This is a genomic window from Carboxylicivirga sp. (assembly GCF_982718395.1).
The window spans coordinates 1-17923 of record NZ_CEXQWX010000003.1 but is presented as its reverse complement, the minus strand read 5'-3'; the positions used below and the strand labels follow the sequence as shown (position 1 = coordinate 17923).

Below are 17923 nucleotides of genomic sequence, written 5' to 3'. Positions count from 1 at the left end.
TTATTGAATGTTTATCGTTAATATTTGATTCGATCTCAGTGTTAAATGCATCAAGTCCAAAAGAATCTTCCTTCCATCAAGAGTATATCTGACATCAATACTTTTACGGTTGATATCTGCATTCACAACAGTAGGATGGAAATCTGGATAGAGAACTAATGAAACCTGCTTTAAATCCAGCTCGCCGAATAATAGTTCTATTGTATTTGTTTGTTGGACGCTATTTCTTTGCTGTGAGAAGTTACCCCAACCTTGTGCAGTGGAAAAAAATGATTTGTGGTTTTCAGGCTTCCAACGTGGATTAAATCCTATAGTTTTTTGTGGACCATTGTATTGAAAACCTTGGGTTGCCAACAATACTGACCAATTAGATAAAGCTCTGCTGTAAAATTGTCCACATTCATCATCTCCAAATGGATTTCCACTAAAACCAAAATTACCCCAACCATTATCCGTTTTATACCCTGTTTTTAATTTCCCATTGTAACGATCATAACCAGAACGTAACAAAATAAACGCTTCTTTAAAAAGCCCGTACTTGATAAGTGATGCTCCGATTGTATATTCATAACTTGTCCAAATTTCATCGGAATATCCTGAAGCATATTTTGTTCGATCGTTGCCGGGCCAAGTTGTTCCAACCATACCTGCTTCATCAGGTTTCGCGAATTTTCGGGATACCTGAATGTGATTATTAAGATTGCTTTTAAAGTTAAATTGAAAAACGGATCTGGTTGCTGAGAATATTCGGTAATTCGGATATAAAGTATCAAAGTTAAGTTGATCAGCCCACCATTGTCCCAATAACTGATCGGTCATGCAGCCATTTTCATAATCGGTTGCCCGATTATCTCCTGGAATCTGAATAAAATACTCTCCATTCCAGAGTCTATCGTTCTGAAGTTTTCCAGAGCTGACAGCAATACCCTGCCATTCTTCTGCTTGTTCAATATCTCCGGCTACTTTAGCCATTTCTGCCGAAGCGCTTAATGCCGTTAAATACAAAGAAGTCAGGATTGAAGGATTCCCAGTCATGCTGGCATCATAGGTGGTATGCTTTGGTGCATCTGAAAGCCAACCATCTTTATCCTCATCATGATTCACAATCAAATAGTTCATCGCCTTCTTTATATTGGGATACATTGTTTTTATCCAACTATCATTGTTCGATAACAAGTATTCACGATAGGCACCTATTATATCTCCACACTGACCATCAAAAGCCGGAGATCCATTGGGCTGACGATAAGGAATCTGACCGTTACTTTTAACTGCCTTAAACGATTGCTCCTTTATTTTTCTACCCATTTGCGGAAATAAGCGGGCATGTGCCTGGGCATAATGCCAAACGTGATTACAGTTGCCGGCACATGATCCATCACCTGCTCCACATCCTTCCCAGAGGCCTACATAATTGTTCTTGTCATGAAAAATAGTTCTGCTTTTTAATATCGCTAATTGATTTCCTAACCTTTCGATTAACCAAAACGGAAGATTGGTTTTATACAGACTCTCGGAAAAGGTCGCGGTTGTTGTCTTTAACCATCTATGATTATCAATTATATAACCCGAAAGCTGCTGAATATCATACCAATAATTAGCATAGTAATTACCCTGTCCCTCCCAGGTTCCTTTCCCCCAGGCATCCCACGAATCCAAATGACCTCCATTCAATCCGTTAGGAAAATACCAGACCAAAGCGAATTCCATTTCTTTTCTTTCGCCGGGAGCCAAAGTAATTTTAGCATTTAAAGCACCAGCCCAGGTTTCTCCTTCTATACTTCTTTTTGATTTTGATTTTGTTTTTATATCACCCGAGGTTTTAAAATCATTATGAAAGTCGTCATTATACTCTATGCCTGCATTCCCCTGTACATCATCCACGTCACTTAGCAGCATTAAAGCCATTGCTCCAAAATGTTCATCGTCTGAATTAAAATCACCTTCCATTAAAAGCATTGACATGTTTCGTAGCTTTTCAATCCTATTCCTGTTATTACCGTAATAATCTGATTTATTACCTACAACTGCTTTTCTGTTAATGCTTTTCTGAAAACGTTCGGCAAAAGAATCTCCTTCTGTAATTTTGGGAATCCGGGAAAAACCAACCGAATTTTGCTGTGAAGCCAACAAGCTAATTTCGAGAGGTTCGCTGCTTTTATTTTTCAATGTTATGGTGTAAAAAGCAGCAGGTATTCCGGAATTTTTCAGATCTGTTGGAATGAATGGATTATAAACATCCAAGCCCACATCCACTGCTATATCATCTATAAAGCGATAACTTAAAAATGGAAACTTTGAGCTTGCATTAAGTTCTTTCATGGCAGGAAATCCAGCAACTTCTTTCGTTTGTAATGCACGAGTGCTGACACCATCATTACTCTTGACACGAATAGCAAAAAAACTATTGGGAATAAAATCGTGTGTCATATTATTAAAAATCTGCCAATACCTCGGAACCGCACTTCCATCGTACTGGATACATCCCGTTCCAATTCCACCAACGGGAAATTGGATTGCTTCGAGATATTCACCTTTAAATATCGTTGGTGTTCCCCGTTCCATTAATCCCGGATGCGTTGCTTGTTGGTAGAAGCTTTGCAGGAGATCTTCGTTATCAACAATTTGTTGCTTTTGCTGGCCTTTTGTTTCCAAATTTCTGGCTACTTGTGAGTAGCCATTGAACAGCGCAACAAAATATAAGAATAGAAAAATCAGATTTTTCATTTGGTATTATTGAATAATGATGACCAGTTTTTGATTTTGCTTAATTGTAATTTCAGGAAAAGTTACCGCTATTTTCCCATCATCATTTCTAAATTTTGATTTTAAGCTTTTACCATTTAACAATACTTCTACAGATTTCATTTTAGAATCTACAATAGCTGAGGTTTCAAAGCTCCTGATTTTCAGCTTACCATAGGCAACGGCTAATGAATTAACCTGTTTGTTGATTTCCTTTTTTTGAGTAAAAGTTCCCCAACCCTCAGCAGTAATAAATGCCGATTTAAAATCTTCCGGATTAATCTTAGGCGCGAACGCTATTTCACCTTTGGGCCCATGATACTGAAAACCAGATGCAGATACAAAAGCACCATAGCTTGACATGGCTCGTGTATAGTGGTTACCATACTCCACTTCATTGTAAGGATTTCTTTTAACCGGATTATAACGATCATGGATGGCTTTGATTATTTCCATCCCTTCATCGACCAATCCTTCGGCAATCATGTGGGCTGCTGCCTGGTAAGTGAATCCGGTCATGCATTCGCTAAAATAGCCAACCACCAGTTTCTCCCAATCATTCTTTACTTTTCCGGGAGCTTTTTCTTCTCCACCCCGAGGGAAAGAACACATAACAGTACCTGCTTCTCCCGGGAGTGCATAAAACCGAACTGGTTTTATTTTTGCCGTCTCCAAATAGTAGCCAATATCTTTCTGAAAACTGTATTTGTAAATGGATGCCAATGCACTTTTGGTTTCTTTCTCAGGCAGTACACGCGGCAAGCCAGCCTGAACGGCCCAAGACTCTCCAAGCACCTGATCGATGTGGCAACCAAGGTATGAATTAGGTGATTCAGGATTTTCAGTATCAAGAATATTGGCAAAATATTCGCCATTAAAGAGTTCATCAGACATTTTCTCATATCCGCTTTCAGCAATATTTTTGCATTGTTTGGCAAAAGCCTTGTCACCCATTTCGCTTGCCATGGCTTCCCCTGCCCTTAAAACAGCGTTATACATACTACTAATCCAGGCATTTTTTCCATACCACATACGGTCTAATGTATTGTATTGAATGCCTTCCAGAATTCCGTCAGCTACACCATTTTTTTCTTTATCATGAGCAATCATGTACTCAATGCTCTTTTTAATTTTTGGCCAATTGTTTTTCAAAAATGTATAATCGGGCGACATTGTGTGCTCTCTGTAAGTTCGGAGAATGGTTCCTGCATGCCCGTCAACAGCATAACCACGTCCATCGTGATGTCCCATGTCACTCAACTCTCCTCTGTAACCGATAACTCCTTCAGACTTATATGAAAGACCATAATCAATTTGTTCTCTTAACTGCCGCGCCAAATTAGGGAATACACGCCCCAATGCCTGTTCATAATGAAATACATGTGTACATGTTCCATGTCCCAGATAAACACCTTCCATCGCATAAAACCGTCCCATATTAAATGGGGCACCACTTAAATCGGTTAATCGATAACACGATGTGGTGGCCAATGTGCTTGTGTTAACAAAAGTGCGATCCAGAAACCAATCGGGTAATGTTGAATCGTACCAGGTTTCAGCCCAATCTTTAGTTGCACCGGCCAATTGCTGATATTGACTTACAATATTATTAGCTACATCGGTAGATGACCCAAATTGATCACTGTAGTAGTACCTTAAAGATTTTTTATTTCTAAGATTATGAAATCCGCTTTCCCGACAATGTAAATTAGGATAGTACCAGGAAATTAAAAACGTTACCGTCCTTTCTTCATCAGGCTCTAGCTTAACTGTTTTTCCTAAAGCTCCGGTAAGAGTCTTACCCAAGTCTGCCTGAACAGCAGTATTTTTTGAGGCTTTTAGTTCCGGCAGATTGTAGTCGATGTTTTTAGGGGCCCTTGGAGATGTCCAGGTATTATCACTTCCAAGAAGAGTAAGTGTCATATTACCATAATCTGGTAAATCAGTCAACTCATTTCCCTCAGAGCTGCAAACCAGTTGAACAACATCGTCGGTTTTAACAATTGTATTAACATGCTTGCCGATTTGATTGGCCGAGGAAAAATAGTTACTTGTATTTTGCAGCCACCCGAATATTTCTGCTTCTACCATTTTATCTCCAGTGTTTTTAAGTGTATATTCCATTATCACAGCCGGATAACCGGATGCTTGGCTATTCGTAGGAATAAACGGACTAAACGCTTGTAAGCGAACATCAAGAGGCAAATCATTATCACTATAATAAACATTTCCGACAGGGTATTGCCCTTTAAAACGAATATCAGAGAATCCTCCTTCTCGCAAGGCTTTTACAGTTGGTGTAATAGCTCCCTTAACACGGATCGCAAACCCCTGTTCGAAACGCTTGTCCTGCGTCATTGGATTGATATAAAATTTATCGCCCGGTCCGCCAGGGCTGATCCTTTGATAATTAAAAATATCCCAGTACCATAACTGACCATCACCACCGAGATAAACCTGTCCGGCACCAATGCCACCGACGGGCATACCGATGTACTTTAATTCATTTGTTTCGATTGACCACAAAGAACTGCTCCATGCGATCATTACCATTAGAAATAGAATTTTTTTCATATTTAATAACATCTAATTTTATTCATTATCCCTAAAAAAATAAACTATCATCTACCATCAAGCAATATCGACTAATTATAAGTTCTGCTGTTTTCAAATACAATCTGCTTGTTAAAGGGTGACCTCGATCTTATTTAGGATTCCTACACAAAAGAAGTATAAGCTTACTGAGATCAGTGGGCAGATATCTTGAGAAGAAGTGTAAATTTCATGAAATATTCATACTGAGATGATTTTATTACATCATAGTCAAGCACTTGAAGTTTCGGATGCTGATGCTTGTTCTCTTCGATACTATACAAACCAACTGAATATTTGCCCTCCATAGAGATGCCAACGCCTTGGTTGACGCACAAACTGCATGACCATTCATAAATTGTAAATACGCCCCGGCTAATTGATCAGCAATAATCAAAAAGCACAATTACTCAACTATTTCATACCGAATCAGATAAGCTTCTGAACCATTGTGAACCATACTGATGCCCCATTTTAATCCTTGCCCCTCGACAACAGGATTTGTTAGGTCAGGTCGATAAGCACCTGGTGCATCCGGTCGATTTTCAACCTTAACGCTCAACTTATTAGTAGTAAAATCTATACCATCAGCAGCATATTCGATGGTGCTGCTAAACGATGCTAACGTTGCCACACCTGTTTTGTGAGGCCAGATCATTACTTCATGATTTTCGACCATCAGCGGTTTGTCCATCTTAATAAATGGTCCTTCAGGATTTTTTGAAAAAGCAACACCCATTCGCGTAAATCTTGGTCCTTTATTGCCATGAATGCGACTGCGGCCTTTGTAATACAACCAATATAATCCATTCCGGAATAATAATGAGGCGTCGTCTATGCGGTAACTGTCAAACTTATCTGGTTCAGGACTAATTGTAAGAACTGGCTTGTCACTCACTCGCTTGAAAGGTCCATCTGGTGAATCGGAAACAGCAAGCCCCAAGGCAGTGATGTCTGTCGTCGAATTGTTTTCAAATTCACCTTCTTCATTACCGGGCGTAGGTTTTACACCTGTATAATATAGCCAGTATTTACCTCCAGCGAACAGGATATTGGGTGTAAATGTAGCCTGAGAATCAAAAGTTCCTTCTTGTCCTACACCAAGCACTTCACCCTGCTCTTTCCAGGTGTAGCCTTCATCCGTTGAAGTAGCATACCAAATCGTTCCCCAATACCCGGGAGCACGCCCGAGTACTTTGGTGTAATAGACATAACAGGTGTTACCAATTTTAATCACATCACTCGGGTCGCGTCGGGTACAGCCATTTTCATGTCCGATACCTTTAACTTTGTCATATTTAAATTGCCAATCGGAGAAATCGTTTCTCAGCTCTGATATTTGTGCATGTAATTGTGCACTTAGAAACAGATTTATCAGTAACAGTATATAAATGGTCTTCATGTTCTGCAATTTGAATGATAAAACGTTCAAAGAACCAATTTAATCAATTTAATTCTATACTTGTTCCTTCAGTTAATAAGGTTTGTCCTCTAACAGATACCGTGTTTATGGACTTGTTGTCCTTATTCAGGAAGCTTAACTTCTTAAGTTCAAGATCACCTGATTCAACTGTCAATATTGCCTTAATTTTATCTCCTTGTGTCTTAACCACAATCGAACCATAAGCATAACCATTCGACCAATAGTAAGTACCTTCTTCGGCACGAATGGTCATGGTCTTTTCAGCTTTATTATAGTGATAACGTGTATAAGCAACCAAAGGACTCCATGATGACATGGCGCGTGCATACCGATGTCCGAATTCACCTTCGTTGAAAGGATTACGGTTAGAACCATTATAACGTGAACGGGATGCCCTTACTACTTTTTCTCCCTCAGGTTCCATGCTTTCGAAAATCATACCGGCAGCAGTGTGATATTCCAAACCAGTCCATGCTTCGGAATAATATGGGAATGGTCTGGCTTCGCGTTTTCCTTCGGGGTAATAGGCATTCATTAATCCGGCCTCATCACCAGTTATATAACAACGGAAGGTACTTAAGTGATTGTCCCAGCTATCTCTGTAGTTATATTTCATCACCGACTGTAAAGTCTTTTTGACGTTTTCAGGTTTAAGCAGGTAGCCCAGATTACAAATATGAGCCATTTGCTGACCAACCATCTGGTGCACTAAAACAGCCTCTCCAACCTGGAAATTTCGTGGCTCGGACAACAACTGAATATAGTATTCACCATTAAACATGTTCTCATCCATCCAGGCACTGCCTGTTTCAAACAATTGGCGACATTCTTTTGCAAACGCTTTGTCTTTTAACACTTTGGCCATTTCTTCGCCGGCACGTAATGCACATAAGTACCAGGTTCCCATTTCGGGATTAGGACCTACATAGTTTACATCCATGGTATTGTGATGTACACCTTCAATCACACCGTTTTTGTCAGCATCCCATTTACTATCCTGCCATACAAATTGTAAAGCTCTTTTTACATAGGGATATAATTCCTTTAATTTTTCTGTATCGCCCGACAATTGCCATTCGCGATACATTTTAATGATGCATCCCAACTGACCATCAGCAGCAGCTCCTATTGTTTGTTTCTCTGTAATCGGCAAGTAAACGCGGTGAGCCATTTTACCTGATTTTAAATCTGTGGCTTTTGAAAACTCTACTTCACGCATCGACATAGCCACATCACCAAAAGTAAATGGTATGGTCGACTCATAGTTCCATACATGAGTACAGGTTCCACAGCCCCAACCTCCGCGTATTCCTTTAGGATTCAAAGAAGTTCCAAGTACACTGCCATGTCCTTCCCATCCATAACTTAAACCATCAGCCGTTCGAAATAATGTTTGACTTCGCACATTAACCAGGTTTGAAAGTGCTGCTTCTTTTATTGGCTGTGGTACATCCTGATTAACGAATGTGTTTACAAATTTCTCAGTCCCGTTTTTCAGGTAGTCATAACGCGCAGTCACTTTCTTAGCCACATCCCAGGCATCTGAGTAATCTTTGGTATAAAGGTTATCAATTGGCTTTTGGGGCCATCCCGGTTGACCTTCCCAGCTTATACGCGTTGGGAAATGCCATGTCAGCATAAATGGAATGGTCTTTACTTCACCAGGTTTTAATGTCACCTTAACAGCCACTGAAGCAGGAACAGCCACATCTTTTGCTTCATCCTGAAATTCATTCAGCATATTATAATCTGTTGACTCTTTCATCTTCTTTGAAAGGTGCTGTACCAAAATTCCATCATCCTTTAAGTCATCCCAAAACTCGATTACTGAACCATTCCACCATAAATCGGGATGCCAACTTGTACGGTAACTTACTTCACCTTCTGCTTGTGTTGTAAGTGCCATTGATCCCCAACGGCTATCTTTCTTGTCGTCAGAGTGTGTTGTCATAAATACTCCTTTTAAACCATCTCTGTTACGATAAGTATTGTAATTCTTCTTCAGATTGTTTTTATGACCATCAAAGCCAACATAATTGGGAACAGTACCACATACGGTCACCTCCATATCACTGTCTGTCGTATTTTCAACAGAATATTCAAACATGACAGTTGGAATACTGCTGTCATCTGTTTTACCGGGGATTAATGGATTGAATGCTTTAAAAGCAACCTTGACCGGCATGGTTTCATCAATCAACTCAACCCTGGCAATTGGATAGGCTGTTTGCATCTTGCTGGTTTTAAACCTTGGAAAGGTGCTGTTTAATTCATCACAACCCCAATCTCCTTCCAGGTTTTTCTCTGGAATAGCTCCTTCTAACATTCGGGCATCAATGTTTCCGTTGATCGTTTTTGTACGAATGGCAAAAAAAGGTGCTATACGTGTTGCTGCATAGTGCTCATTAAAATAGGGTACAAAGCCTATTGCTCCCTGGTTCATTATTTCCCAATCTACCAATTTGCCACGGGCATCAATCGATACGGTACCTGTACCAATTCCTCCAATTGGCATAGCAACCTGATGATGCTTTTCTCCTTCGTAAGATTGCAGGAAGCTTAGCTTGTTATCGGAAGTTTGAGCGTTACCAAGGAATGTAACAGCTACTATTAAAAGAAATGACCAAACGTATTTCATAGTTTTTACTTTTTTGCCTTTATATTTTCTGTTCATGTAATTTTTTTCAGTTTGTAATTTGGATATATCTGCTTCTATCTCAATGTGTGCATTCTAAATACCTGGTAAAGAAAGCATCAAATAAAAGAGACCAAATGGCAGGAATCATGAAAATAAGTGTCTAAATCATGAAATATGTACCGAAATAAAATAATCACTTCAACGATTCCATGATAATATCTAAAATGGATAACTTTATTCTTTTTGAGACTTGCGTTTTCTATATACTTGTAATAGAATAAAAAAGGAGCACTTAAAATGCCCCTTTCTTAACTAGAAAATATTCTTACCATTTAGGATTTTGAACCAAATTCTCATTTAATTGCAACTCTCTTCGTGGTAATGGAAACAGGTAATGTTTTTCAGGATCAAATGTTCTTTGAGCGGCAGATTCCATCAGGATATACCCTTCTGCATCAAAATTACCAGCAAAACCAGCTGTCCACTCATGAGTTTCCCACTCTGTACCAAGGTATTTAACTCCTAATAAATCGTTTGGAATTTCAGTTTCAGCCGTTTTCCATCGTCTTAAATCATTGTATCTAAATCCTTCGTAAAATAACTCAACCGCTCTTTCACGTCGTATCTCTTCACGAATTGATAATGAGTTGGACAAAATAAAAGCATTGGTTAATGCCGGTAAACCGCCGCGCTCCCTGGTAAGGTTTATCGAACGATTTAACTCAGCATCCGATACAGCTCCTTCTTTTTCGTATACTGCTTCGATGTAGTTTAATAATACTTCGGCATATCGAATAACGGGATAATCAACACCTACAGGTAACTCCACTTCAGGATTAAATTTAAATGTGCTATAACCGGTAATTGTTCGAGCACCAAACTCAACAGTGTAAGTATATCCCCTTAATGGATCATCCGGGTTGCTCCAGTCCTTATTCCATATGGCCTGAGCGGAAGAATGATATCTTTCACCAGGTATTTGAAAGGTATTCATCATGCGGTAATCGCGATCCTTAAATTCAGTTGTCAATCCATCTTTTCCACCAAATAAAGCCGATTGATTGATTGGTAAACCATCCAGACACAAATACATGTCGGCCATTTTACGAGTTGGTGTTTTTTCGCCAACTAGCGAAGCTGCTTGTCTTGGGCTTTCTCTTAAATCGGCATCGTAAGCTCTTTTTAATATGGATTCTTTATTATCAGCTTTGGTAAAGCTGGATGGGTTGGTCTTCACCTTATCCAGCATAAACAAATACTTATAGCTATAATCGCCCAGTTCAGCAGGGTGATAAAACAATTCATATTCGTCGCTGGAAATAACCTTATCAGCTGCATCCATTGCCTGCCCTAAAAAGTCCTCACTGTCACTGCCATTATGAAATTTTTGCCAGGTACCTTCAAAAAGAGCCACCCTACTTTTATATGCCAAGGCAGCCCCTTGCGATATACGTCCTTTATCAGTAGCGGTCAGAGAACTTTCCACAGAACATAAATCCGCAGCCATATTTAAGTCACTAATTGCCTGTTTAATCACTTCTTTTCGATCAGAACGAGCTGAAAAAACAGCTTCACTTGAAGTGTCTAAAGATTCGTTAATCAAAGGTACATCACCAAAGGCCACAACCAGGTTAAAATACGCCCAGCCTCTGAAAAAGTATGCCTCTCCGGCGAATTGTTGCACACTGCTTTTATGTTCATCACCTGCTTCTTCATATTTTTCAATAAGAATATTAGCATTTCTAATTAATCGATAATTGCCACTCCAGGTATTACTATAGTCAGAAACCTGATGCTCACCCCTACTGACGGAATTTCCACCTGAACCTGTTGTTAAATCAGCCCAATCTTCAGTATTGGATACATATACTAATGTAAGGGAACCATAATATTGATTCGCCCAAAATCTAAAATCATCAGGCGCTTTAAAAAAAACCTCTTCACTAATATTGTCTAATGGCACCAAATCCAGTTTTTTTTCACAACTTACGAAAAAGGTAGCCATCAAAACGATAACGAATTTATTTATTATTTTCTTCATAATAGTAAACTTTTAAAATGTGATATCAAGTCCAACTGAATAGACCTTAGGAATTGGTGTGTAACCAACGTAAAATGGCTTTTCTGGGTCTATTCCATCAGGCATCTTGCTATGCCACCATAAGTCATTCCCACTCACATAAAAATGAACTCTGGAAAGATTAACTTTTTCAATTAATGATGCTGGTAAAGAGTAACCAAAGGTTATTGTTTTTAGCTTAATATAACTTCCATCTCTCTTTTTATAAGGAGAGTCGGACCATTGGTAATTCCACCAATGTGTTGTTCCATTAGCACTTGCTTTAGGGTAAAGAGCATCTGTATTTTCAGGACTCCAAAAATCACCTGTATTCCATTTCAAAGGATTTAACCACCATTCAGACCCAGGGGCATGTAAATTATTCATTAATTCCCATTCGCCTACACCTGAAAAGAATGCATTAAAGTCAAAACCTTTCCAGTCAAAACCAAGGTCGATACCATATTGATAGCGCATATTATTGGAACCTAGTACAACTAAGTCTCCACTTTCTTCATCTCCGGGATTATAAGCCGTCCATTCAATTGTTCCATCTCCGTCCAAATCAGCATATTGGGCATCACCAATAGCAATATTACCCGGAACACCAGCTATCTGCTTATAGGCATCCAATTGTTCCTGATTCTCAATAAAACCATCAAAACTAAATCCAAAGTACGTTCCAACATCGTAGCCTTCAATAAATTGATTATAACCATATCCTGGCACAACAGCATCTTCCAAAGATGTTACTTTGGTTTGAGCATCAGATAAATTAAAACCAATATGATAATTAAATCCGTCTCCAACAGTATCTTTCCATCTCAGACTTAATTCAAAACCTTTTGTTTCCAGTGAACCACCATTTATTCTATTTGGAGCAATACCCAAGGTTTGAGGAAATTCACGCGTCACCAACATGTCTTCTGTATTCTTGATAAAATAATCAAAAGAACCTTGAAAACGGTCTCTTAACATACGGAAATCAACTCCAAAGTTAGTTATCTTAATGGTTTCCCAGGTCTGCGTTGGACTTGCTAAACGTCCACCATCATGGGCTATACTACTTTGCGTTGGATCATTCGGATTACCAAACAAGTTATAACCTCCAATATACATTAATGGCATATATCCGAAATCACCACTGATTCGCTCATTACCCATTTCGCCATAACTGGCACGTAACTTTAGAAAATTTAGCCATCTAATATCTTGCATAAACGCTTCTTCGGAAAGTAACCATGCACCGGAGAATCCTCCATATGTACCCCAACGATAGTCTTCTGCAAAACGACTACTACCATCATGACGAACAATTCCTTCAAGCAAATATTTATCGAGAATACTATAATTTAAACGAGCAAAATAAGAATCGATGGCCCATTGTGAAGCACTTCCTCCAGTTATTTGTTCTTCAGGATCTCCCATGGTAATGAAAGGAACCGATTCGGAAACTAATTTTCTACGTCCGGCATAAATATACTTGTATTCCGACTCTTCGTGAGAACCACCAAGCAATACGTCAAAACCGTGGATACCAAATTTCTTTTTGTAATTCAAATATAGGTTAACTGTCTGATGTTGTGATTTATTATTTGTATTCGTAATCTGGTTTGGCTGAAGTTTAACGGTGGGCACTTCATCATAATCGTGATGCTGTACAACACCATAAAAACCTTCTGAGGTATTTTCATTATAATTCAAATTATAATTACCTGTAATAACCAAATCTTTAAGAGGCTTTAATTCAAAACCAAGCTGTCCGCTTAAATCTGTTCCAATATTCTCGGTATTACCGGAATTTATATACGCCAGAGGATTCAAAAACCCACCAAAATTATAGTAATTGCCTTCCGGTGTATAAGGAAAATGATTATTCCAAATATGTTGAGCCAAACCAACAGCATCATAGTATCGGGTTGGTCGCTTGTTTTTTAGTTTTGAGGCAGATACATTCGATATTATCTTTAAATAGTCGGTTACCTGCACATCATTTTTCACTCGTAAATCGTAACGTTTTGCCCCGTTATCTACATTCGCAATCGGACCATCGGCATCTAAGATACCAAGCGACACATAATAACTATTTTTCTCGCCAGCACCAGAAATTGAGATTTGATGCGTTTGCTGCAAAGAAGGATCAAATAGTATATCCATCCAGTCATAGTAATGAGGACTCATTTTTGGTGTATCACTAAAAGGTCCCTTTATCCATTCTGTTTCAGGGGTAACATTAGCCAATTCTTCTTCCAGATAAGAATAGTTGTGTACAGCTACTCCATCATTGGTAAAGGCCTCATCATAGTACTCAAACATTTCTTGCAAATTGGCCTTTTTAGTATATACACTAGGATCATTAATTGCAAAGTTGGCACTGTATTGCAATTTAGGTTTTTTACCAACTCCACTTTTCGTTGTAATTAAAATAACACCACCTGCAGCACGAGATCCATAAATAGCAGCCTGTGCATCTTTTAATACAGTAATACTCTCAACATCATTCGGATTTAATGTATTTAACGGCGTTGCATCATTTTCAGGCTGAGGTACTCCATCAATAATAATTAATACGCCTGCACCATCTCTTGAGGTTACACCTCGAATTTGCAATCCAGTTGTATTAGAATAAATATCACCACTCGAACGTGTTACCTGTAAACCTGGCATCAATCCTTGTATTGACTCGGCAACAGTTCTTTGGGCTCTACTTTCGAACACCTCAGAGCCTATTGTTTCTACAGCCCCTGTAATAGTCGCCTTTGTTTTAGAACCATAACCAATGGCTACTACTTCATCCAACTCTGTATATTCCTCCACCAAAGTCACATTGACTTCATTTCTTCCACCTACAGTTAACTCCTGATCTGCAAAACCGATAAAAGTATAAACCAAAACAGCATCTTCCCGAACTTTAATGGTGTAACTACCATCAACACCTGTAATGACACCATGCTGAGGATCACTTTTTTCGTAAACATTCACACCAGGCAATGGATCTCCATTGACATCCGTTACCATCCCTTTAACTATAATTTCATCCTGCAACACACTTTCGGCCAATACTTTTCTATTTGACTTAAAAAGCATTACCTTATTGTCAATTATTTTATAATCAAGGTTTTGATCGGCAAGTATATTTTCCAGTACACTGCCCACTTTGGCTTCTCTGACATCAATCGAGATCATTTCTGATCCATCGACCACATCATGGTTGTAGATAAACGTTAGTTCGGTCTGATTTTCAATTTCAGCAAGTACCTTCCTCAGTGATTCTCCTTTGGCTTTAAGGTTCACCTTTTGGTTTTGAGCATCTGTACTTGCGTACAAGGGCATCAGTAAAACAAACAATAGCAATAACGAAATTCTCATGATACGCATTACTTTTTTGAGATCACGAGCTAACTCCCGTGATTTCCAATTACACGTTTTTTTCATAAATTTGAATTGTTTTAATTTAAACATAAACTGATGAGGGGCTTGTTAATGTTGGTCGCATTTACCCCCTCATTTTTCATTCTTTACTCATAATAATTGTGTTATCCTTAAGGGTATATTTAAACGATTTTGTGACGGCCAGGCATCCAAGAATCTCAAAAACGGATTCATCTCTAAACCTTCCTGTATATGTGTAATTATTAAGTTCCTTATCAACCAGAATAAACCTCATTCCAAATTTTCGCTCCAATTGCAAAATGATCTGTTCCAGTTTTTCTTCGTCAAATACCAGGTAACCGCTTTCCCATGATTCTTTTGGTTTGTAGTTGCTGATAACCACCATGCGCATCGTTTCTTTATCAACGATTGCCTTTTGACCGGGAATCATAATGTATTGCTCCCTATCATTAAAATCTCCTTTTAGTTTGACGCTTCCCTCTTCCAGAATCGTACTGATGTTTTTTTCATTCTGGTATGATTTCATAAAAAACCGTGTACCGAGCACTTCCACTTGCAAGTGCGATGTTTCAACCCGGAATGGACGTTGCCGGTCTTTGGTTACATCAAATAAAGCTTCACCAATTAATACCACATCCCGATTTTGGTTTGTGAACTGTTCGGGAACAATTAAAGTCGATGAAGAATTCAATAATACTTTAGACTTATCCGGCAGAATGACTTCCCTGGTTTCGCCAACAGAAGTTGTATATCTATAGGTTTCGCCAACAGTATTTCCTTTATTAAGAAAATAGGTTAATGAAACAGATATGAGCAATAAAATTGAGACAGCTACTTTTAATAGTCCTGTTATTTTGTAACGCTTTCTGTCTTTTTGCTCATAAACATGGCCCATTACCTGATTAAAGATGTTGTTTAATGCAACTGTATCATTTGGTTTTTCCGCCTTATCCCAAACATGCTTAAGCGCATTATACTTTTTCTGTAATGATAAATCTTCACGTAACTTTGAAAATAAGATCGCTCGCTGCTCTTCCGTAATATCATTGGTCAATTCACGGACAATGAGTAAATACAATTCGTTGTTCTTTTCCATTTTTCTTTTGTCTTCATATATAAAGACTCCATCCAAAATGAAAAAAGCCTAGGTCAGTTTTAAAAAAAATGAAAATATCTTTTTAACAGACTGAAAGGATGACAGATAAAAAATCTTTCATTTTTGAGAAGGCACCTATATTATTCACCTTCATCTGCTCAATAATTTTGACTACCGCTGTTTTCAGGTGATATTCCACGGTTTTTTCTGAGATGTCTAAAACGGATGCAATTTCTTTCCGCTTAAAACCCTGTATTTTAGCCATTGAAAAAACTAGTTTACATTTTGGTGGCAAATACTCTATGGCTTCATGAATCTGATCTATTAACTCTGAGCTCACCTGTTCATCAGGTGTAACAATTAATTTTTCAATGTAATAATCTGGTAATGCATCCAGACTGATTTCATTCTTTTTTTGACGGTTTAAGAAGGTAAAGCAACTATTTCTTAAGGCAATAAATAAATAGTTTTTTAATTCTTTGATTTCACCTAATTTGTTTCTTGACTCCCAAAGCTTAATAAAGACATCACTAACTATCTCCTCGGCTTGCTGACTGTTTTTAATAAACCCTGAAGCAAATGTGTACAATTCCTGACTATAACTACTAATCAGACGTGCAAACTCAAGTTGATTCCCTTTTATTATGAGAGAAATATTTAGCTTTTGCTCGTTTACTTTTCCCATCCTCCTCAATTCTTAAAAATGTATTTCAATTTCAGAAGCTTCACTAAGTTTGGCGGGCAGAATAATAATAACATCACCGATTTATAAGGCATACAAATTTGGGATAGACACATCAGAAATAGCGGGTACAAATCATGATAATAGGTGTCTATTTAATGAAAATCATTAATGACAATATCAGGTCAGATAAGCTGTAAAGCTTATTAACTGTGTGGATTTTTCGTTGATGAAATCTTGTTCCTTTATTCTAACCTACTGCATACATACGCAAGAACACCTATCACATAACGATTTAAAAAGTTAGCCCAAGGATTCATTTCCGCAAATAGAAAACAATTTTCATTGCCTTATGTTGGTATTGATGAGGGCCATGTACAAAACGACTATGTAATTTTGATTATTCAGATTAAGATTGAATGATCAATTTAATTTGTGAGTTCCATTACTGTTATGGAACAAGTAGTAACAATCGAGAGTTATAATATATATTGATGAAACGAACATGTAAATTTTGATTATCTAAATTGACGTACTGGCGGATGATTAAATTTATTTGCGAGTTCCATCTGACTTTTGACAAATAATTTAAACAGATGAAAATTATTAGCTATAACGTTAAAAACTTCAGACAAATTGAATACATGAAAATGCTTCCCGAATCGGTGAAGCAGGAGATTGAAATTGTATCGAAGGTATTGCCGTTTAAAGCCAACAATTATGTGATCGATTATTTAATTGACTGGACCAATTATGAGACTGATCCTTGTTATATCCTAACCTTCCCCAATCGTCATATGCTGCCTGAAGCAGATTATGACAAGGTGAAATGGGCTGTTGAGTCAGGCTTATCATCCAGTGAAATAACAAAAATTGCCAACGATATTCGATTAAGTCTGAATCCGCATCCGGCACAGCAACAATCCAATATTCCCCAACTTAATGGTACTCCTCTACCGGGTGTTCAGCATAAGTACCGGGATATTGCTTTGTTTTTTCCAACACAAGGGCAAACATGTCATGCCAACTGTACCTTTTGTTTTCGCTGGCCACAGTTTGTAAAGGACCTTGATCTACAATTCTCGATGAAGGAAATTGATCAGGTTTGTGAGTATTTCAAACAACATGAGCATCTGCACGAACTTCTTTTTACAGGAGGTGATCCAATGATCATGAGCCCACGTACTATTAGCAAATACATCGATACTATCTTTAATGCAGATCTGAAGAATCTGAAAACAATTCGTTTTGGAACAAAGTCACTGACCTGGTGGCCTTTTGTATTCTTACCTCAA

8 protein-coding genes and 1 pseudogene are annotated in these 17923 nt (G+C 38.2%); 1 reads left to right on the top strand and 8 read right to left on the bottom strand.

All coding sequences use genetic code 11. From position 1 onward, the window contains the following. The 8 genes from AC4MRQ_RS01110 to AC4MRQ_RS01075 form a co-directional block, all read right to left on the bottom strand. A complete protein-coding gene (locus tag AC4MRQ_RS01110) occupies window positions 1-2727 on the bottom strand; it encodes a GH116 family glycosyl hydrolase (protein ID WP_491195787.1) in 2727 nt (908 codons plus the stop codon). A gap of 6 nt (window positions 2728-2733) precedes the next feature. Next, complete coding sequence (locus AC4MRQ_RS01105; RefSeq protein ID WP_491195786.1) at window positions 2734-5319, bottom strand: GH116 family glycosyl-hydrolase; 2586 nt, start codon at window positions 5317-5319, stop codon at window positions 2734-2736. Between the two features lie 424 nt (window positions 5320-5743). Beyond that, entirely contained in the window at window positions 5744-6739 is a 996-nt protein-coding gene (locus tag AC4MRQ_RS01100) for a family 43 glycosylhydrolase (RefSeq protein ID WP_491195785.1), read from the bottom strand. Window positions 6740-6782: 43 nt separating this feature from the next. Beyond that, on the bottom strand, window positions 6783-9434 hold the full coding sequence (locus tag AC4MRQ_RS01095) for a GH116 family glycosyl-hydrolase (RefSeq protein WP_491195784.1): 2652 nt from the start codon (window positions 9432-9434) through the stop codon (window positions 6783-6785). A gap of 289 nt (window positions 9435-9723) precedes the next feature. Next, window positions 9724-11439 (bottom strand): RagB/SusD family nutrient uptake outer membrane protein, encoded by a 1716-nt coding sequence (locus tag AC4MRQ_RS01090; protein ID WP_491195783.1) that lies wholly within the window; start codon window positions 11437-11439, stop codon window positions 9724-9726. Window positions 11440-11451: 12 nt separating this feature from the next. Continuing rightward, window positions 11452-14892, bottom strand: coding sequence for a TonB-dependent receptor (locus AC4MRQ_RS01085; protein ID WP_491195782.1), 3441 nt, complete (start codon window positions 14890-14892; stop codon window positions 11452-11454). Between the two features lie 76 nt (window positions 14893-14968). Then, on the bottom strand, window positions 14969-15946 hold the full coding sequence (locus AC4MRQ_RS01080; protein ID WP_491195781.1) for a FecR family protein: 978 nt from the start codon (window positions 15944-15946) through the stop codon (window positions 14969-14971). Between the two features lie 82 nt (window positions 15947-16028). Further along, window positions 16029-16631 (bottom strand): RNA polymerase sigma factor, encoded by a 603-nt coding sequence (locus AC4MRQ_RS01075; RefSeq protein ID WP_491195780.1) that lies wholly within the window; start codon window positions 16629-16631, stop codon window positions 16029-16031. Between the two features lie 593 nt (window positions 16632-17224). On the opposite strand from AC4MRQ_RS01075, the pseudogene AC4MRQ_RS01070 reads away from it, so the two are divergent. Next, window positions 17225-17923: pseudogene (locus AC4MRQ_RS01070) on the top strand (lysine 2,3-aminomutase); the annotation flags it as partial.